Raw genomic sequence first — 18,817 nt, 5'->3', positions numbered from 1 at the left:
TATCCAGGAGATTTCAGGGAGTTTTAAAAATGAAAGGTTATAAAAGAGATGAGACAGGAGTATCGCCAATAATCGGCGAAATGCTTATGTTAAGCCTGGTCCTGATTCTTGTAGCCCTGTTTGCCGTATCAGCATCACAGTATATTCCAGGGGACAGGGAGCCTTCGCTAAACGTTATGATGGAAAAATACGCTCCGAATACAACAACGGGATACTACAACGTAACATTATGGCACAAGGGCGGAGACACTGTCTCAGTCAGGGACGTAAAGATAATATTATCGAATAATACAAACAGAATTCCACTAAATTATGAAAATTTCAGTATAAATAATGACGGATCGATAAATAATTTCATGCCCGGTGACTATATGGAGATAGATCCGGAAGAGAACGTAAGCGGCTATACCATCCAGATGGTTGTATCGAATTCCGTTGTCTTCTTCGGGAGGGTCGAGGGTTGATCGACTACAACGCCGACGAGGGTATAGCCCCTGTCGTTGCAATGCTCCTAATTCTGGCTGTCATTGTAACGGTGATGTCCGTTTATTTCAATACGTATGTTCCCTCGCTAAAGGAAGAAGCCGAGATCGATCATCTCTCGGATGTTCAAAAAGAATTCCTTTCATTCTCATCAGACCTTGAAAACGCAGTATGGCAAAAGTCTGAAGGAAGGCTTAGTAGGAGTTTCGAACTAGGAGGTGGGGATGTATTCTTATCATCAATAAAATCAGGAGGTGTTCTCGAGGTTGAAGAAGATGCGAGGCTTTTCAATATTTCAAGTACATCGGCAAACTGGAACTCATCCCTTGTAAGATTTGCATATGAGCCGGTCAGTAATTTCTGGCAGGACCAGGGATATTCATGGCAGTACGGGTATGTCAACCTTACAACCGGGTATAACATAACAACTCCCCTGCAGTACACTGACATGAATGATACTATCCAGGCCGTAGAAAACGATTCGGGGATTTTCAGGTCTCTCTTTGATCTGAATTACATTTATGAACCCGTTTTCCAAACAGACGGATTGGGAAACTATACAGGTACAAAATATAGAAACTGCACTGAGATAACTATCACCATAACAAGTCTCGAAAAAGGTGTGAAAGATTATGTCAGCGGAAACGGAGTTGCAATGCTGGCTCTTGAGACTGACATTGAGACATCTAGCTTCAATGAAACACGGTTAAATTTCAGTGTAAATACTGATGTTTTAATGGGAGTGAATAATACAATATGGGAATGCATCAACGAAAAGCTCGTTGATTTCAATAGTTCGCAATTCGATAACGTAGAAATAGTCTCATGCTACCCAGACGCAACTGATGATGACATAGGAAAAGATCTGGATATTTTATTCATTGATCCCGTCAAAGTGAACATAAAGCAGGTAAAACTGACCGTTTCAGCAAAAGTATAGATTCAATATTCTTTTTTTAATAATTTGTTCTACAAATTTAAGCCCTGACTTAAAAAAATGATATCTCAATATCCATATGCTAAAATATCTCCATATAATGGCGAAAAATACAAGCATAACCTATTCAGGATATTCAATCAGAAGTTAGTAATTATTAATCAATATCTATTATTACAGATTAAAACATTTTAAATAATAAGTGCTACAAACTTAAAATTGTGTAAACATCAAAGGAGGTGAAAGCTGCCAAAAAATATTGATCATCGGCTCTACAACGATTTAAAGGACTAATAATATTCGGAAATTGTCCAAAACTTACGGATTGCCCGAATTGTTTTTTCGGCACAAGGAAAAGATGATACCAAATCCAGAAAACAAACCAGCACCAAACAATTAAAACCATTAGAATTATAGTCACCAAAGGATGTGTTAAACCCTACTTAAATACTACTCATCCTCCAAATCCCAAATACCCCCGATTTTATCACCGGAAATTGTTAACCCCGAGGGGTTGCGATTCCGGTGATTGATATAATTATTCAAGGCCTGCGCCGGATAACGGTTGGCATAACAGTATGAACACAGGTGCGCACATGTATTATACTGTCCTATATCCGTACTCTTTATACAACCGCAGAGAGGACGCTGGCCGGGATCCTTGTCAGAGTTCTTTCCCAGATAACGAAGCAGCACGGGATCATCCCTGGATATTCTTGCTATAAGACCGGGATCTATGCACCTGTTCTTCGAAATCCCGTATCCGGAGAGATCGGCAGACTCCGAACATGTGGCGGCGGAGATCCCCCAGCGGGTCACCATCCTCTGCAGGCCGGATGCAAATTCCTCCATCTCATCGACTGTAAATTCTCTTATCCCGCAATACCCGGCACGTTCAAGATTTTTCTTTACACTCTTGTAGAGATCGATGAAACTGAAAACGAACTTCTCAGTATACTCGTGGATCTCTTCGCCGATTGCCTCGATGCGGGAAAGAAGCGTATCGATGCATACGGAACCTGAAAGAATAAGGGGATCAAAACGCCAGATCACCCTCTCTTTTCCTGCAGTCTCAGAAAGCCGTTTGAACGCCTCAATCCTCATGTCAAGAGATGGAACGTTCTTTTCAAGCCCCTCCTTAACATAATCGTTCAGGGTGTACTGGAAATAGTACCCGATACCCTTTTCTTCAAGGATTCCGAGCCTGTCAATAATCGGCGAGGGATTCTTCGTCCAGAATACAACAAACCTGACATCCCGGAAATCCACACGGAGAGGACGGTCGGAGTATGGATTGAATTTGATACACCAGCCTCCCGAGAGCCGGTGAAAGAACCACTCCGAATAAAATGCAGGAATATCCGTCGCACGGCTTGCAGATATGATGACCGGCCTGACAGTCTTAATTTCATCAGTTGCGGCATCATTTTCGCCTGAAAACAGTTTTGACTGGATACTATTTCCTGTCATCGAAAAAAGAAATATTTGATAATTTTCAGGGCGGGAGCCTCACTCGATCTCCCACCTGACGGCCGTAAACACCGGACCCCTCAGGTCGAGCTTCCTGTTGTTGTCAGTGACATATCTCATAGCCCAGGGTTCTATTGCGATATTCACATCGGACGGAACCTTGGCCATCTTGAAGTGAACCTCGCCGCATTCGCCTGTCATGAAACCCTCCTCGACCCTTGCAGCGGCAAGATTTGCAACCGCATCGAGATAGGAGATGCCTGCACTGACTCCCTTGTCCCTCACCTTCCTGAAGTTGCTTGTATCGGGAACGCCGAGTATCTTTCCTTCGGATACGAATACATCGTTAAGGGCAGCCGGACCGAGGAGCTTCGAGTTCTCTTCCGCTTCGAATACGTATACTCTGACCTTCCTGCCGCCATACGTATCGGACTCATACGCAAGGAACTCACACGGGCTTTCGGCATCGCCGTTCGCCTTCGCAGTCTCTACAATAGCCGCTGCGATCTCCGCACCTTCGGCCGTTTTCGGCTCCTCACGCAGGGTGATTCCTGTCGCAAGTTCGAGATCCGAGAACTGGGGCGGATACATCTGCGGGTACGTCATGACCCTCATATCCTCGGCCTTGTACTCGATCATTGCAAGCCTCTCTACGCCCATGCCGAGGTTCATCACGGGGATTTCTACACCATAGGCGGCAAGAGCGTATGGACTGTACATTCCGAAGGTCGCGACCTCTACCCATCCGTGGACCGGATGCTTCGCATAGACCTCGGTCTGTGTGCCCGGAACATAATACTTGGAGCGCTTATCGTCCGGCCTGAACTCAAAGTCCGTGAAGCCGAAAGCTGAGAGCAGTCCTGCTGCCACTGCCTTTCCGTCCTCAACGGTCACATCTTCGCCTGCGATGATACAGGAAGCCGAATGATATGCCATGAGCCTCGTCGGTCCTTCTTCCTGCTCGCGCCTGAAACAACGGTCAACAGCAAACTGCTTTATCGGCAGCGACTGCCTGTCCCACATTTCACCGAGGGTGATGAACCAGCCGGATGTCATATGCGAACGAAGTGTTGTCCTTGAGGACTCGGGAGATAGTTCGCGGAACTCCGGGAAAACATCGTCAAGGATCTTTACGATCATCCCGTCGTCCGCACTGAGGACGACAGCCAGTTCATGAGTGAGTTCGTCGCCGTCGATCTCCGATTTCTTATAGGCATGAAGCGTCTTTCTCAGGTTCTCTTCCTCATCGGCGGAAATAATTCTCCCAAGTATTGAATTTATCTCGTCGATCTGCTTCTTCCCGATGCCGACGTTGGGGCGGGGAAGACCGCCGAGATAGAACACACGGTCAAGAACCGCGGAGGCTTCCGGGCCGAACTGCCTGTAAACATCCTGCTCTTCGATAAATACAGGAACACGTGCCTCGTCGAATCCCATTCGCAGGTAGGCATCCCTTAATTTCTGTATAGTCTCGGGTACAGGGTGGGGCTTTGCAGGCTGGAGCATATTCCGCGGGTATCTCCTGGAAAAGGCGGGTTTCTCCTGTATCCCGGCTCCGGCATGCCATGCCTCATCAAAATCCTTCTTTGCAAGTTCAGCGAATTCTTCAGAATCAAATCTCATATCAACGACGCTCCATACATACTACCCTCGAGATCGGGCTCTCATCAGTTATTTTATAATTACAGTATTTTGATATTTGCAGTGCGAAATCCCGGACCTCGGAATGTTCGGGCATATTCTCTCTTTCGAGCCGGAATCTGCTATATCCAAGGTACATATAGCCTTTAACCTCAATAAAGGAGGCACCCGAATTCTCGTACATCGCTGCATAGTTCTCTGGCGAGAAATCATTCAGCCCTTTGACAATCGTCGTCCGTATTGCAGACCGCCTCTCACCGAGCAGTGAGAGGCTCTTTTGGATATTGTCCCAGTAGTCTTCTTCCGGCCTGCACACCTTAAGGTAGGTCTCCCTGTCAGGTGCATCAAGAGAGACATAGGTCTGGTACGGGTGACACCTCCCGATCATCTCCGGTCGTGTTCCGTTCGATACCAGGAATGTCGTGTTGCCGGCACCGTTCAGCATGTCGATCAATTCCGGCAGCCGGGAGTACAGTGTAGGCTCTCCCGAAAGGGAAATCGCAATCATATTCGGTGAAAGCGCCTCCTCCCAGAGCGCCGGATCGGTCGTGCTCGTATCGGCTGACGGGTTGTATCCCGCAAGAGCCTTCTTCTGGAGAGCCGGGATCTTTTCAACAATCAACTCCGGCGGGCACTCCGCAGTCTCGACGACTTCGTGCTCCATCGATCTCCAGCAGAACAGGCAGTTCTGGTTGCATTTTAAGGTCGGCGTCATCTGGACGCACCTGTGGCTCGATATGCCGTAGAACTTGTTCTTGTAGCACATGTCCCCGCCACGGAGTGCACGCTTGTTCCACATGCACGGTTTTAAGGCCGCCGACGATTCCTTTGAAAAAAAGAGATAACCCTGTTTCCTCAGGGCCTTACATGCTTCTGACTGCATCTATACCAAGCGTTTCAAGTGCTTCCTTCAGCGTATTCTGCGCCGCCTTTACCAGTGTAAGCCTTGAATTCCTGAGATCGCCTTCAGCCTTCAGCACAGGGTCGAAGCGGTAGAACGTATTGAAGAGGTCTGCAAGCTCCCTCGCATATATCGCAAGGACATGCGGGCGGAGATCTCCTGCGACGTCTGCTATTACCTTCGGGAAGAGTGCGATGTGCTTTGCCAGTGCGACTTCGTATTCGCTCTCTGCACTGAACGACTCCTCAAACTCTCCGGCTTTCTCAAGGATCGAGCAGGCCCTCGCATGTGCGTACTGGATATACGGGGCGCTCTGTTTTTCGAAGTCCAGTGCCTCCTTCCAGTCGAAAACCGTCGCCTTGTCCGGCGAGACCCTGACTATATCGAACCTTATCGCACCAGTTGCAACAGACCTGGCAATAGAGCTCTTCTCATCAGCCGAAAGCTCGGGCCTCCTTGTCTCGACCTCTTCGAGGGCCTTCTCGAAGACGTGCTCGAGGAGCTCGTCGGTCGATATGAATTTGCCCGCCCGGGTGCTCATCGAACCCTCAGGGAGGGAGACAAACTCAAAGAAGACAATCTCCGGAACCTTGTCGCCGAGAAGCTGCATGGTTGCCTGGAGCTGGCGCCCGATCAGTTTGTGATCCGCCCCGAGGACGTTTATGATCCTCTCGAAGTTGTCGCTCTTCCATTCGTGGTATGCAAGATCACGGGCGGCATAGACAGAAGTCCCGTCGGATCTCCTGAGAACGTACTCCTTTTCAAACCCGAACTCGGTCAGGTCGAGCGAAAGAACCCCTTCATGCTTCGCCTCGGGCAATGCCTCAAGCCTGTGGAGAACATTCATCATCAGGCCGTTCCTGACGAAGTCGCTCTCGAAGATGAACCTGTTGTGCTTAACGTTGAGATCGAGAAGAGTCTCCTTGATTCCCCCGACACACATGAGAACAGCATCCCTGAACTTTCTGACCATCTCCGGATCGCCGTTCTCGATCAGTGCCATCCTCCGGTCGATCTCCTCCTTTATCGACTCGTCTGCCTCGATCGCACGGTTAGCAGCGACATAAACGCGGGCGACATAATGATCGTCCTTCTCGCCCTCATTTTGTGCAAGACCTATATTGTCGAATCCCCAGGAGACAATCGCGATCTGGCGGCCCATGTCGTTGACATAATACTCGACCTCAAGCGTATACCCTGCCTTCCGAAGAACTCTCGAAAGTGTATCCCCTATAACCGAGTTGCGGATATGTCCTACATGCAGAGGACCGTTAGGGTTTGCACTTGTATGCTCCAGGCAGATCCTGCCGGGTTTTTGCGGAAGCGAACCGTAGCCTTCCTTAAGTGCCTCTACAATGACTTCCTCAAGGTACTTCTTCCCGAATATGAAATTGATATAAGGCCCTTTCACCTCGACACCGATTCCCTTCCCGGATAGTTCGTCCTTTACTTGTGATGCGATTTCGGATGCGAGTGCAGCAGGATTCATCCTTCTCGACTTCGCAAGACTGAAGGCAACCGTCGATGCAAGGTCGGCGTGATCACCCCCGTCCGTAATCAGTACATTCTCTTCGCCGGTGGCCTTCCTGAGGGCCTCCTCCACAACGGCATAAGTCTCAAAAAACATTATTCATTCTCCAAAAATTAGTATCCCGTCCTGTACCTCAGGATAGCGGCGATACCGCCGAACGCATTGAAGAGCATCGCACCCTCTTCAAAATCGTCGGATATTATCATGACATTGGTTGAGCTTGAATCGGCAAGCTCTGTCAGTTCGTCGACTATATCGATCTCTTCTTCCATATAGACAGGAGCGGAGCATTTAGGGCATATACCGAAGTCGAGATCAGACATCCTCTTGCCCGGCTTGACCAGTACTGTCTCCTCCCTCTGATAATCACAGCTCTGACATCGCAGCCTGAGCCTTGATTTTCGCAGATTTCCGGAAAGAAGGAGAGTATCCACTGCTCCGATCTCGAGATTCTTCCTGACGCTCTCCTCGCCGTAGGAAGAAAGCCCGTCATCCTTCACGAGCTCCTTGAAGAAACGGTCCATTATGACCTTTTCCTTCATAACCTCGACGCCGCGGAGTGCATCGCTTGCATTGTCGACAAGCTCTGTAAGGCCGCTCTCGTTGGTGTACGCAACATCGAAGAGGCCTATGACTCTCTTCTTCAGTTCATGATGGAGGAAATCGCCCTCATAGAACTCCTCCTTCGTAGGAGTCGGGCCTCCGATAAGAACCCCCTTAAACCGCTCGAAGAAATCCGGTTCTGCAAGGAATATATCGGTTGCACGATCGCCGACCTTCTTGTAATATTCGTTGATTGCAATCAGGCGAAGACGCTGGAAACGCATCGCAGACTGACCGCCCTTCCTCTGCTTCCCTGGGACCGTCGATGTAACTCCCGACATCGGCTCTATCCTGTTGCCGCGTAAAAAGCCGAGATATGACTCCCGCCTGTCGATTACTATAAGGCCATAGACTTCCTTTTCGACAAGCATCTGCTGCAGGGGCTCCAGCTCGAACTTCGAGGAGCACCTGTACATATACAGGGGTACGACATCCGGCGGCTCGATTATCGTGCAGTCAAGATCGGTCTTGTCGCCGCCAAGTTTGATATTTCCGCAGAAGATCGCCATTCCTCTCTCCGGCGGTCTGTTATAGTATTTAAGTCTCGAAAGTATCGATGAGATGGCACTCTGGACATTCGTTCTCGTCTGTTTGCTCTTGATGTTGGCACACTGGCCGAACTCATCCCTGAGCTGGGCTGTTACATCATAAATCTGTTTGTCCGGAGGGATGTATATTGAAATAAGCTCTGTTCCGCTCCCCTCTTTCTCTCCAAGTTTTTCGAGAGTCTTTTTAAATTCGTAGCGTTTCCTCGCACTGTCCATCTCAACTTCTTCAGCCATTGTGCCACCGTTAGTAAAACTTAATATAATTCGCTCTTTCCCGCATTAATGTTTTAGCTTCCTGCCAGCAGAGTCTCTATGTACGCGTCCACTTCGTCGTTAATCCCGTGTGTGCCGTTAAACGCCACAAAATCCTTCGGCTCTGATGCCTTGTTGAAAAAATCAAGTCCGTACTGGTACTCGATTATATCGTCATCGGGTGCATGGAAGATCACCGTTTCTGCGGGGGAGATATCTGCAATATATGTATCGGGGTTGATGCTCCTGATAAAGAGATCGACATCCGCCCCGTTCACGCCCTCTTCATATTCATAGCCCGATGTAGATACACCGAAGTATCCTGCAAATCCGGGATCTATGGCCGCTGCAATTGCTGCGTACCTTCCGCCGTTTGAAGAGCCCATGACATAAACAGGGAAATTCTCACCGTATATCTCTTTAAGATAGTTCTTTGCTGCGATCAGGTCGAAGATGATCGAATAATACTGCGGTGTTTTTCCTGTTGCCGCAGTAGCATACTCATTCTGGAAGTTGAGAGCAACTCCGGGCGTTTTTCCGCCGTTGCCGCGTACATCAACTACCATGAATGCGATGCCGGATTCTGCATACTCAACCGAACGATTAAGGTGTGAATCCGCACTCACTCCTGCGCCGGGTGCAAAGACGATTCCTGCCAGAGGATTCTGGTTTTGCGGTTCTGCAAGAAGTGTATACACCTCTGTCTCACCATCGATCATACGAACTTCCGACACTTTTACCGAATCATTTTCGCCTTCGTTCGTAACATTCCCCAGGGAATACGAATAATCCACGCTCTCGACACTCAGTATTCCGTTATCGGAAAGGGAATACGAAACTGCCGCAGAGGTTCCTCCCGGCGCTTCTGTCGGAGTTCCATCTGATGTACATCCGGAGCACAGGACAAAACCAGCGATGAGTGCAAGAACCAGTATGGAATAAGCAACAGCAGGTTTCATCTCAGTCCGTCCCCAGGCATTTGTACGCCAGGCATATCGTCTTAGCGTCCACGATGCGGCCGTCTGCAATCATGGCATGGACTTCGTCTTTCTTCACCTTTACAACCTCGATCAGTTCATCGGGGTCCGGACTGAACTCGCTAGACGGTGACAGTCCCCTCGCCTCGTAGAGATAGATTACCTCGTTCGTATACCCAGGGGTTGTATAGATAAAGCCTTTATCGATCAGTTCTTCCGCCTTAAAGCCCGTCTCTTCGATAAGCTCCCTATGAGCGGTTTCAGGCGGCTTTTCACCTTCGTCCATCGTTCCGGCGGGAGCCTCGTAAATGTACTTCTCGATCGGGTAGCGGTACTGCCTGATAAGATAGCAGTAATCATCCTCCACGGGGAGCATGGCAACAGCGCCGCCGGGTTTGACTACAATTCTCTCAAGCGTTATTCCGCCGGGAAGATCGATCTCCACCTGTTCGACCTTCATCCTTCCTCCGTCATAGATATTGCTTATTTTTTTCATTCAGGATCGTCTCCGGTATATTTACTCATATTCTATAGGATCGGGAATTCCATTCGCTTTGAACGCTTCCAGCCTGTAATAACAGGAATCGCAGTTCCCACAGGCAGGCCCGTTGCTCCTGTAACAGGACCATGTATGCTCATAAGGGACACCAAGCTCGATACCCCTCCTGACAATCTCGGTCTTGTTGAGGTTTACAAAGGGAGTCATAAGCGTGATATTCGTATCGTCCGACGTCCCCAGGTCAATCACATGCTGAAATGCCTCGACAAACTCAGGCCTGCAGTCAGGATACCCGGCATAATCCGAAGCCTGGACTCCGATGAATATCGCCTCTGCCCCTCTTGCCTCCGCATAGCTCGTGGCAATCGAAAGGAGGTTCGAGTTCCTGAAGGGAACATATGTATTCGGGATACCCTCTCCCAGATCTTCGTGATCGTGCACCTCCATCCCCTTGTCAATAAGCGAACTTCCGCCGAACGCAAGGAGATGGGAAAGCGAGATCTCGGTGAACTCGACTGCACCCAGGAGCGATGCAACCTTTCTTGCACATTCCGCCTCCTTTTTCTCGGTCCTCTGTCCGTACCGCGTATGAAGAGCAAGGATCTCGTAACCAATATCCTTCGCCACATATGCAAGAGTGGTGGAATCCATTCCGCCTGAAAGCAAACATACTGCCTTTTTCATTCAATCATCCTCAATCGTCCTCATTTTAGTTGACACCAAGTATCTTGTGAAGCTGGAGCTGGAACCTTACCGGCCTTTTCAGCTTCATTATATAATCCGCTATGAACCTGCTGTCGCTGCCCCACACCGGAGACACACACACCTCGACATAGGAAGGGATATCATCAAGAAGTCCGGTCATATATTCGAGATCCTCTTTCCCTTCCACGACGAATTTGACACAGTCGGATGGACGGAGCTTTTTCACGAACGGCGCAAAGCTCTTTTCACCCGACGAAGGGCACTTGATATCCATACAGACCGACGAATACTCCATTACAGGTACAGGATCGATCGTCCCGTTCGTTTCAATCTCGACAATATACCCGTCTTCATGCAGGTCTTTCAGCAGTGAAAGCAGCTCGTCCTGTTGGATCAAGGGCTCTCCTCCGGTTATGCAGACATGAGACAGTCCCAGCTTTTTCACCTGCCCGAACACTTCGTCGACGGTCATCTCTTCACTGGAACTTCCGTCCTGCGTCTTGGGCGTGTCGCACCAGCGGCAACGGAGGTTGCAGCCCGATAGCCGGATGAAAGCCGATGGGATCCCCTGGTACGGCCCTTCGCCCTGTATGCTCGGAAAGATCTCAAAAACTTTCATATTCGGGTTCACCAGGTTTCAGGGATAATCAGGGAGTCCATTCCGCAAAGCACGACACGGACTCGTATACCCTGCATTTAACTACCCTTGCGGAGAGGCCGGCATCCCTGCACTTCTCCTCCAGTTCGAAGACCATGATCTCGGCCAGGAGTTCGCTCGTAGGATCTCCCTTTGTAGTTATGACATCCTGGAATTTCGAGATGCATTCCACCATCGGGTCGTCTTCATTCAGGATCACCTGATGATCATATGCCTCAACGACTTTTTTTATAAGATTATAGTCGACAAGAATGCGTGTATCGGCCGGGACATCTCCTTCGACCCAGAATTCCACACGCCACTGGTGTCCGTGAAGGCGCGAACATTTGCCTTCGTAATGCATCAGCCTGTGGCTTGCCTCGAAATAGGTCTCCTTGTATATTTTTACTGACATTGAAGCTGTTCCTGATATAATGTACTATAATAATGTAGTATATATTAGGAATAAAAGTAGATATTGGGTCAGAGAACTCCGCATGGAATGATCCGGACGGCGTGTTACAAAAACCGGCCTCCGGGAGAAAATAACTTTCATCACAGCATCCTGCCGCGCACTGAAAACAGTACCGGGAATAATACTTTTAATAGAGTTCAGGACGAAATATGTAAAGAGATCTGATATCAGATGGCAGCGGCGGAGAGGACAGCGGATTGGTATCTATCCGTTTTTCAGCAGATTGCTTAGGAAAATGCCTCGCTCTTACGGGATCTGGGGAATTACTCCATTGCCATAACATATCAATTTCATGCGCTATCAGGCGCAAAAATCAGAGGCAGCCTTAGTGAAATAGATCACATAGAGGTGAACACATTTGGGTAATGGTAAATTCGCAGCAAGAAAGTGTAAACGCGACTCTAAAAACAACAGGTGGCGTGACGTAAACTATTCGAGAAAGCAGCTCGGTCTCGATATAAAATCGGACCCTCTCGAGGGAGCACCCCAGGGCCGCGGCATTGTCCTTGAAAAGGTCGGTGTTGAGGCAAAACAGCCTAACTCGGCTATCAGGAAATGTGTCCGTGTACAGCTAATCAAAAACGGACGTCAGGTCACCGCTTTCGCGGTAGGCGACGGTGCCATCAACTTCATCGATGAACACGATGAAGTGACAATCGAGGGTATCGGCGGACGTCTCGGCCGTTCTAAGGGAGATATCCCCGGTGTCCGCTATCAGGTGACCGAGGTCAACAACGTTTCTCTCCGTGAAATGGTTATTGGAAAGAAGGAGAAGCCACGCAGGTGATCTCATGAGCGCAGAAGAAATGATTGAAGAAAACGTTGAAGCACAGGCCAAGCCCGAAAATAAAGAGGGACCGAACTATCTTCTCTTCAACAAATGGGATCTTTCAGAAGTCCAGATCAACGATCCCGGCCTTGTCCGCTACGTAAGCATCGACTCGGCGATCGTTCCGCACTGCAGCGGAAGAATGCAGGGGCAGCAGTTCCTCAAGTCCGAGATGTTCATCGTCGAGCGCCTTATCAACAGGCTGATGCAGACGGAGACCAATACAGGCAAAAAAGAGCTTACGACCCGCATTGTAGAGGATGCATTCGACATTATCAACAAGAAAACAAAGAAGAACCCTGTTCAGGTTCTGGTCGACGCCATTGCAAACGCAGGTCCCCGTGAAGAAACAGTCCGTCTGAAGTACGGTGGTATCAACGTACCGAAGTCTGTCGATACCGCTCCACAGCGCAGGATCGACACCGCACTTCTGTTCATAGCACGCGGTGTCCAGCAGGCAAGCCACAAGAAGAAGAAGACTGTTGCAGCATGCCTCGCAGACGAACTCATCGCCGCTGCCGACGGGGATGCACGCAGTTTTGCAGTCTCCAAGAAGGAAGAACGCGAGCGTGTTGCAAAATCTGCACGCTAATCCAATATTCTTTTTTAAGGTGAAATCAGGATGACCAGACGAAAAAAGATGGTAGAACAGGTAACGGAACTGATGGACAAGCCCGAGCACATCAGGAACATCGGTATCGTTGCCCACATTGATCACGGTAAGACAACACTCTCCGACAACCTGCTTGCAGGTGCGGGAATGATCAGCGAAGAGATCGCCGGAAAGGCGTGCTGGATGGACTCCGACGAGGAGGAACAGGCAAGAGGAATTACAATTGACTCCTCGAACGTCTCGATGGTGCACACCTACGACAACGAGGAGTACCTCATCAACATGATTGATACTCCAGGCCACGTCGACTTCGGAGGAGACGTTACAAGGGCGATGCGTGCCGTAGACGGTGCGGTTGTCCTCGTCGACGCAGTCGAGGGAACGATGCCGCAGACCGAGACCGTTCTCAGGCAGGCACTGAAGGAGGGTGTAAAGCCCGTTCTCTTCATCAACAAAGTAGACCGCTTGATCAATGAACTCAAGGTCGACGAGATGGAGATGCAGATCCGCCTCGGCAAGGTAATCGACAAGGTCAACAAGCTCATCAAGGGAATGAGCGAAGAGGCCTATAAAGGCGGCTGGAAACTTGATGCAGCCGAAGGAACGGTCGCATTCGGATCGGCACTTTACAACTGGGCTGTATCGGTTCCTTTCATGAAGAAGAGCGGTGTATCCTTCAAGGACGTATACGAGAAATGTAAGGCAGAGGACATGAAATGGCTCGCAAAGAGCAGTCCTCTCTGCGCCGTTGTCCTCGATATGGTCGTACGTCACCTTCCGGATCCGCTTGACGCCCAGAAGCGCCGTGTACCCATTATCTGGCAGCATGGAGACAAGAACACAGTAGAAGGCAAATCAATGCTCACCTGCGACCCGAACGGACCCGCATGCCTGATGGTAACCGATATCTCGTTCGACCCGCATGCAGGAGAGGTTGCAACAGGCCGTCTCTTCTCAGGAACACTGAAACGCGGAACCGAGTGCTATGTCATGGGAACAGCCAAGAAGGTCAACCGCCTGACACAGGTAGGTATCTTCATGGGTGCGGAGAGAATCGAAGTCGAAGCCCTTCCTGCAGGAAATATCGCCGCTGTCACAGGATTAAAGGATGCAATCGTAGGTTCGACCGTCACAACACTCCAGGAGATGACTCCGTTCGAGTCGCTCAAGCACTACTCGGAACCTGTAATGACCGTTGCAGTCGAAGCGAAGAACATGAAGGACCTTCCGAAGCTGGTCACCGTTCTGCGTCAGGTCGCAAAGGAAGACCCGACTGTAAATGTTACAATCAACGAAGAAACAGGAGAACACCTGATCTCAGGTATGGGAGAGCTCCACCTCGAGATCATCACCCACCGTATCGAGAGAGACAAAGGTGTGGAGATTGTTACCTCACCGCCGATCGTCGTATACCGTGAAACAATTACGGGCACCGCCGGACCGGTCGAAGGAAAATCGCCGAACCGCCACAACAGGTTCTATATCGAACTCGAGCCTCTGTCCGACAACGTCGTTAAGATGCTCAAGGACGGCGACATCTCCATGGATCTGCCTGCACTCGAGCGCCGTGATGTGCTTGTTGAGGCAGGGTTCGACAAGGACGAGGCAAAGAACATCAAAGCCATCGAAGGAACGAACATGTTCATCGACATGACTAAGGGTATCCAGTACCTCAACGAAACCATGGAACTTGTCCTCGATGGATGGCGTGAAGCCCTTGCAGGCGGACCTCTCGCAGACGAGCAGGTTCAGAACGTCAAGATCCGCCTTGTCGATGTAAAACTCCACGAGGATGCAATCCACCGTGGTCCAGCACAGGTCATACCTGCAGTCCGTTCTGCTGTAAAAGCAGGACTTCTTCTGGCAAACGACACACTCCTCGAACCTATGCAGATCCTCCAGATCACCGTTCCGCAGGAACATATGGGTTCGGCAACAGGAATGATCCAGGGACGCCGCGGACAGGTCTACGACATGCAGTCAGAAGGCGACACGATTACCGTTGTCGGAAAGGCACCTGTAGCAGAACTCTTCGGTTTCGCAGGAGACGTCCGCTCGGCAACAGAAGGCCGTGCAATGTGGTCCACCGAGTTTGCAGGATTCGCGCCTGTTCCAGGCGGAATGCTCAAGGAGATCGTAACAGGAATAAGAAAGAGAAAAGGACTGAAGGAGCAGATACCCGAACCTTCAGACTATCTCGCATAATTTCTTTTCAAATCAATACCAAACAAATATTTTTTTGTTGATTTCTTTATCGGGGCCTAAACCTTTCAGGTAGCCCTAACTGGTAAAAACATGTCCACTTTAACGAACTGTTGACCGAAGGTCGCCGGGGGTTTTGAAAGAGGCAGTGCCCCTTCTAACGACAACCCTTGCGCAAGTTCGCTCCGCTTTGCTTCGCGAACACGCCCTGACCTCAGGGCTTTGCGCTATCGCGATAGCCCGGCTTGGACGCTACCCGTCCGGGAACTCTAGATAATTTTCATGAAATGAACCGATGACCGAAGGTCGTCTTAGGTTTCGAGAGGGCGATAGCCCTTCGGTTGCCTCGGCCGGGAGAATAGAATTTTGGAATAAAATCGTAGTAATGTTCAGGAGCAAAAGGGGATGCTTGTCCATCCCCTTTGCGACTTGTCGCCATGAGGGGGAGGATTAAAGGGAGGGGGAATCCTCCCCCCTCCCTTGATTATGGATGAATAAAAAAGGTGTTAGCTTAAGATCGCTTTCCTTATCCGGTCTTTCGGGACGTCGATCTCGAACCTTACGCCCTCACCGGGAACTCCGCATTCATGGATCTTCATGCCGGTAATAGAAAGGATATTTTCGGTCAGGAACAGACCATAACCGGTGTTTTCGCCGAACCCCTTTATCAGAACCTTCTCTTTATTCTCGTAGGATATTCCTTTGCCATTGTCTTCGTATACGAAGATGAAGCGGTCATCCTTCTCCTCGACAGAGAAGCGGACCTCGGAAATCCCTTCCCCGCCATGCCTCAGCGAATTTTCGATAAGGTTGTACACCACCTTATTGAAGAGGGGATCTGCAAAGATCTCGTAATCCCCTGTTTCAATATCGATGCTGATATCATTCATGCTCAGCATTATTGCCGCATTCTTGATCGTCTCGCCGAGATGCTGCCATAAAGGTGTATCGATCCCGATCTCCTGGTAGTCCTTCGTGAACGAGATCTGGCGTTCTATCGTTCCCATCAGGCCCTCCATCTTTGTAAGTATATCGTTGAAACCTTCGTTGCCGTCATAAAGTTCACGGGCAAGTTCGGTATACCCATAAAGAGCCGTAACCTGGTTTAAGACATCATGCCGGGTGACACTTGACAGGAGGTTCAACTTCGCATTGGCCTTCGAGAGCTCCTCCTCGATCTTTTTCCTGAAGGTGATGTCCCTCTTGGCTTCACGCCTCCCGGCCCACTTGCCATCCGAATCATAAACAGGCTGGCAATTATGCGATATCCATTTCATTTCACCGTCTTTGGTGATAATCCTGAAATCGAACTGGATGATATTACGCATGTCCTCGCTCATAGTATTGTAATGATTATAAACACGCGGCCAGTCGTCGGGATGAACAATCTTTTGAAGCGTCTCCATGGGGGAGTTATAGAAATCCTCTGCAGGATATCCCGTGATTCTCTTGCATGACGGGGAGATATAGATATATTCCTTTTCAGGGCTCATCCACGACTCCAGATCATATGTGAAATCCGCAAGAGTTCTGAGCTTTATCTCGCTTTCCCTCAACTGCTTCTCCATCTGTTTGCGGTTGCTGATATCAAGAATGACACCTACCACACCCGCAACGCTTCCGTCAGCCTTAAAAAGAGCAGTCTTGGAGAACAGTACGTCGATTATCTCGCCCTTGGAGTTGTTGATCGCGTATTCATACTGCTGGACATGCGGATTCTGGATGATCTCCTGGTCCTTTAGCGTATACACATCCGCAAGATCCTTGTTGAAGAAATCATGGATGGTTTTGCCGATAATCTCATCCCTGGAAAGCCCTACCAGCTCTTCGAAAGCAAGATTGCAGTCATGATATATACCATTGACGTCGCGGTAGAAGACCGGAGCGGGGATGGTATCCTTCAATGCCTGAACGAAGTTTACTTCCTCTATCAGCTCACGCTCCATCTTCTTCCGTTCGCTGATATCCATGATGACGCCCACTATACCGTCGACAGTACCATCAGCGGCGAACCTTGCGGTCTTCGAGAAGAGGACATCGGATCTCTCACCTTTGGCATTGTTTATTTCATACTCATAAAGCTGGACGTGCGGGTTATCGACGATCTTCTGATCCATCATTGCATAATGATCGGCAAGATCCTTTTCAAAAAAGTCATGAATAGTCTTGCCGATAATCTCAGCCTTGGAGAGACCGACAAGCTCCTCAAAGGCACGATTGCAGTCGTGATAAATGCCTTTGGTGTCACGGTAAAAGACAGGGGCAGGCATAGTGTCCATTAAGGCCTGGACATAGTTGAACTCTTTTTTGAGCTCTCTCTCCATCTTCTTCCGATCACTGATATCTACAATCACACCCACTATACCGTCGACAGTACCATCAGCAGCGAACCTTGCGGTCTTCGAGAACAGAACGTCGATTATCTCTCCTCTGCTGTTATTTGCAGCATACTCATACTGCTGTATATGGGGATTCCGGACGATCTCCTGATCACGCATTGCATAATGATCTGCAAAATCCTTGTCGAAAAATTCATGGATCGTCATTCCTTTGATCTTTTCCTTTGGGAGGCCAACAAACTCCTCAAAGGCACGATTACAGTCGTGATAAATGCCTTTGGTATCACGATAAAAGACCGGAGCAGGCATAGTGTCCATTAAAGCCTGGACATAATTCACCTTCTCCTGAAGATCGATCTGCATTAGCTTCTGCTGGGTGACATCCCTCCCGACTGACTGGAATTCACTGAGTTTTCCGGAATCATCAAAGATCGCCCGGTCACTCCACTGCTGCCAGCGAACCTCGCCATTGGGAAGAATAACCCTGTGCTCAACATCCCCTACCGGATCATCAGGAGTCAGATCTGAAAAATGCCTTTTTAAGGAAGGAATCTCTTCCTCAGGAACATCGTGATTGAGTTTATGCCCTATAAGTGCATCATATGCAATACCATAATAATTGCAGAAGGCATCATTTGCAAAGATTATTGTTCCGTTCGGAAGAAAACGGCAGATCAGTTCCGTCTGGCTTTCGACAACGGCACGATAGCGCTCTTCGCTCTTTTTAAGCTCCTTCTCGGCCATCTTCCTGCTGACAGACTGCCGGATCATGTTTTCAAGTTCTGCAAACTGGGCCTTCGGTTTTCCTCCCTTCTGCAGATAAAAATCAGCACCGTTGTTAATGGCCTCTATCAGGACATCCTCACGTCCCCGGCCGCTGAAGATAATAAAAGGAGTATCAATTCCTTTTCCTCTCAGACGCTTTAAAAATTCGATCCCGTCAAGAGCGGGCATCTCATAATCGGATATAAGGACATCATACGATGTAGTTTCAAGATCTTTGATTGCATCAACCGCAGAGGTAAAGGTAGTAACCTCAAATTCACCGCTTTTCTCCAGGAAACCCTTTGTTATTTCAACAAGTGCGGGCTCGTCGTCGACATGAAGTACCTTGATCACATTTAATCTCCACAACCGGATGCATATCAGTCATCAATGACAATCAGGTTAATTAT

At 49.1% G+C, this 18,817-nt stretch carries 16 protein-coding genes; 5 read left to right on the top strand and 11 right to left on the bottom strand.

What is annotated here, in order from left to right; translation table 11 throughout:
• The first annotated feature begins 29 nt into the window (after positions 1-29).
• Positions 30-464, top strand: a complete 435-nt coding sequence (locus tag MPET_RS03130; RefSeq protein WP_013328569.1) for a type IV pilin — start codon at positions 30-32, stop codon at positions 462-464.
• Positions 461-1,423 (top strand): hypothetical protein, encoded by a 963-nt coding sequence (locus tag MPET_RS03125; protein ID WP_013328568.1) that lies wholly within the window; start codon positions 461-463, stop codon positions 1,421-1,423. Before MPET_RS03130 ends, MPET_RS03125 begins: the two co-directional genes overlap by 4 nt.
• Positions 1,424-1,870: 447 nt before the next feature.
• On the opposite strand, the gene MPET_RS03120 is transcribed toward MPET_RS03125, so the two are convergent.
• Genes MPET_RS03120 through MPET_RS03075 form a run of 10 tightly spaced genes read right to left on the bottom strand, consistent with a single transcriptional unit; the run spans position 1,871 to position 11,599 of the window.
• A complete protein-coding gene (locus MPET_RS03120) occupies positions 1,871-2,890 on the bottom strand; it encodes a DUF1848 domain-containing protein (protein WP_013328567.1) in 1,020 nt (339 codons plus the stop codon).
• Positions 2,891-2,929: 39 nt separating this feature from the next.
• A complete protein-coding gene (gene sepS / locus MPET_RS03115) occupies positions 2,930-4,513 on the bottom strand; it encodes an O-phosphoserine--tRNA ligase (protein WP_013328566.1) in 1,584 nt (527 codons plus the stop codon).
• Position 4,514: 1 nt separating this feature from the next.
• Complete coding sequence (twy1, locus tag MPET_RS03110) at positions 4,515-5,414, bottom strand: 4-demethylwyosine synthase TYW1 (RefSeq protein WP_013328565.1); 900 nt, start codon at positions 5,412-5,414, stop codon at positions 4,515-4,517.
• Positions 5,395-7,059 (bottom strand): arginine--tRNA ligase, encoded by a 1,665-nt coding sequence (gene argS, locus MPET_RS03105; protein ID WP_013328564.1) that lies wholly within the window; start codon positions 7,057-7,059, stop codon positions 5,395-5,397. Before argS ends, twy1 begins: the two co-directional genes overlap by 20 nt.
• Positions 7,060-7,076: 17 nt before the next feature.
• Positions 7,077-8,348, bottom strand: a complete 1,272-nt coding sequence (prf1, locus tag MPET_RS03100; protein ID WP_013328563.1) for a peptide chain release factor aRF-1 — start codon at positions 8,346-8,348, stop codon at positions 7,077-7,079.
• 53 nt (positions 8,349-8,401) lie between these two features.
• Positions 8,402-9,325 carry an alpha/beta hydrolase family protein gene (locus tag MPET_RS03095; RefSeq protein ID WP_013328562.1) on the bottom strand — a complete coding sequence of 308 codons (924 nt, stop codon included), beginning with the start codon at positions 9,323-9,325 and terminating at the stop codon, positions 8,402-8,404.
• 1 nt (position 9,326) lies between these two features.
• On the bottom strand, positions 9,327-9,839 hold the full coding sequence (locus MPET_RS03090; protein WP_013328561.1) for an NUDIX hydrolase: 513 nt from the start codon (positions 9,837-9,839) through the stop codon (positions 9,327-9,329).
• Positions 9,840-9,860: 21 nt separating this feature from the next.
• A complete protein-coding gene (gene queC / locus MPET_RS03085; protein ID WP_013328560.1) occupies positions 9,861-10,526 on the bottom strand; it encodes a 7-cyano-7-deazaguanine synthase QueC in 666 nt (221 codons plus the stop codon).
• A 25-nt stretch (positions 10,527-10,551) separates the two neighbouring features.
• A complete protein-coding gene (locus MPET_RS03080; protein ID WP_013328559.1) occupies positions 10,552-11,166 on the bottom strand; it encodes a 7-carboxy-7-deazaguanine synthase QueE in 615 nt (204 codons plus the stop codon).
• Positions 11,167-11,194: 28 nt separating this feature from the next.
• Entirely contained in the window at positions 11,195-11,599 is a 405-nt protein-coding gene (locus MPET_RS03075; protein WP_013328558.1) for a 6-carboxytetrahydropterin synthase, read from the bottom strand.
• Positions 11,600-12,017: 418 nt separating this feature from the next.
• Between MPET_RS03075 and MPET_RS03070 the strand changes: the two genes are divergently transcribed.
• Genes MPET_RS03070 through MPET_RS03060 form a run of 3 tightly spaced genes read left to right on the top strand, consistent with a single transcriptional unit; the run spans position 12,018 to position 15,306 of the window.
• A complete protein-coding gene (locus MPET_RS03070; protein WP_013328557.1) occupies positions 12,018-12,446 on the top strand; it encodes a 30S ribosomal protein S12 in 429 nt (142 codons plus the stop codon).
• Positions 12,447-12,450: 4 nt separating this feature from the next.
• On the top strand, positions 12,451-13,080 hold the full coding sequence (locus MPET_RS03065) for a 30S ribosomal protein S7 (protein ID WP_013328556.1): 630 nt from the start codon (positions 12,451-12,453) through the stop codon (positions 13,078-13,080).
• A 30-nt stretch (positions 13,081-13,110) separates the two neighbouring features.
• The gene (locus tag MPET_RS03060) at positions 13,111-15,306 is read left to right on the top strand and encodes an elongation factor EF-2 (RefSeq protein ID WP_013328555.1); all 2,196 of its coding nucleotides are present in this window, start codon (positions 13,111-13,113) and stop codon (positions 15,304-15,306) included.
• Between the two features lie 503 nt (positions 15,307-15,809).
• Here the strand turns inward: MPET_RS03060 and MPET_RS03055 are convergent.
• Complete coding sequence (locus MPET_RS03055) at positions 15,810-18,761, bottom strand: PAS domain S-box protein (protein ID WP_013328554.1); 2,952 nt, start codon at positions 18,759-18,761, stop codon at positions 15,810-15,812.
• Between the last annotated feature and the right edge of the window lie 56 nt (positions 18,762-18,817).

This window comes from Methanolacinia petrolearia DSM 11571, from assembly GCF_000147875.1.
In the GTDB taxonomy this organism is placed as follows: domain Archaea; phylum Halobacteriota; class Methanomicrobia; order Methanomicrobiales; family Methanomicrobiaceae; genus Methanolacinia; species Methanolacinia petrolearia.
Note: the sequence above shows the minus strand (reverse complement) of the source record. Positions and strands in the feature narration are given on the sequence as shown.

Bases quoted from the DNA above. Each gene is read 5' to 3' on its own strand.
- MPET_RS03075 (WP_013328558.1), bottom strand. From the start codon at position 11,599: ATGTCAGTAAAAATATACAAGGAGACCTATTTCGAGGCAAGCCACAGG.
- prf1 (WP_013328563.1), bottom strand. From the start codon at position 8,348: ATGGCTGAAGAAGTTGAGATGGACAGTGCGAGGAAACGCTACGAATTT.
- twy1 (WP_013328565.1), bottom strand. From the start codon at position 5,414: ATGCAGTCAGAAGCATGTAAGGCCCTGAGGAAACAGGGTTATCTCTTT.
- MPET_RS03095 (WP_013328562.1), bottom strand. From the start codon at position 9,325: ATGAAACCTGCTGTTGCTTATTCCATACTGGTTCTTGCACTCATCGCT.
- MPET_RS03080 (WP_013328559.1), bottom strand. From the start codon at position 11,166: ATGAAAGTTTTTGAGATCTTTCCGAGCATACAGGGCGAAGGGCCGTAC.
- MPET_RS03060 (WP_013328555.1), top strand. From the start codon at position 13,111: ATGACCAGACGAAAAAAGATGGTAGAACAGGTAACGGAACTGATGGAC.
- MPET_RS03130 (WP_013328569.1), top strand. From the start codon at position 30: ATGAAAGGTTATAAAAGAGATGAGACAGGAGTATCGCCAATAATCGGC.
- MPET_RS03065 (WP_013328556.1), top strand. From the start codon at position 12,451: ATGAGCGCAGAAGAAATGATTGAAGAAAACGTTGAAGCACAGGCCAAG.
- MPET_RS03090 (WP_013328561.1), bottom strand. From the start codon at position 9,839: ATGAAAAAAATAAGCAATATCTATGACGGAGGAAGGATGAAGGTCGAA.
- queC (WP_013328560.1), bottom strand. From the start codon at position 10,526: ATGAAAAAGGCAGTATGTTTGCTTTCAGGCGGAATGGATTCCACCACT.
- sepS (WP_013328566.1), bottom strand. From the start codon at position 4,513: ATGAGATTTGATTCTGAAGAATTCGCTGAACTTGCAAAGAAGGATTTT.
- MPET_RS03120 (WP_013328567.1), bottom strand. From the start codon at position 2,890: ATGACAGGAAATAGTATCCAGTCAAAACTGTTTTCAGGCGAAAATGAT.
- argS (WP_013328564.1), bottom strand. From the start codon at position 7,059: ATGTTTTTTGAGACTTATGCCGTTGTGGAGGAGGCCCTCAGGAAGGCC.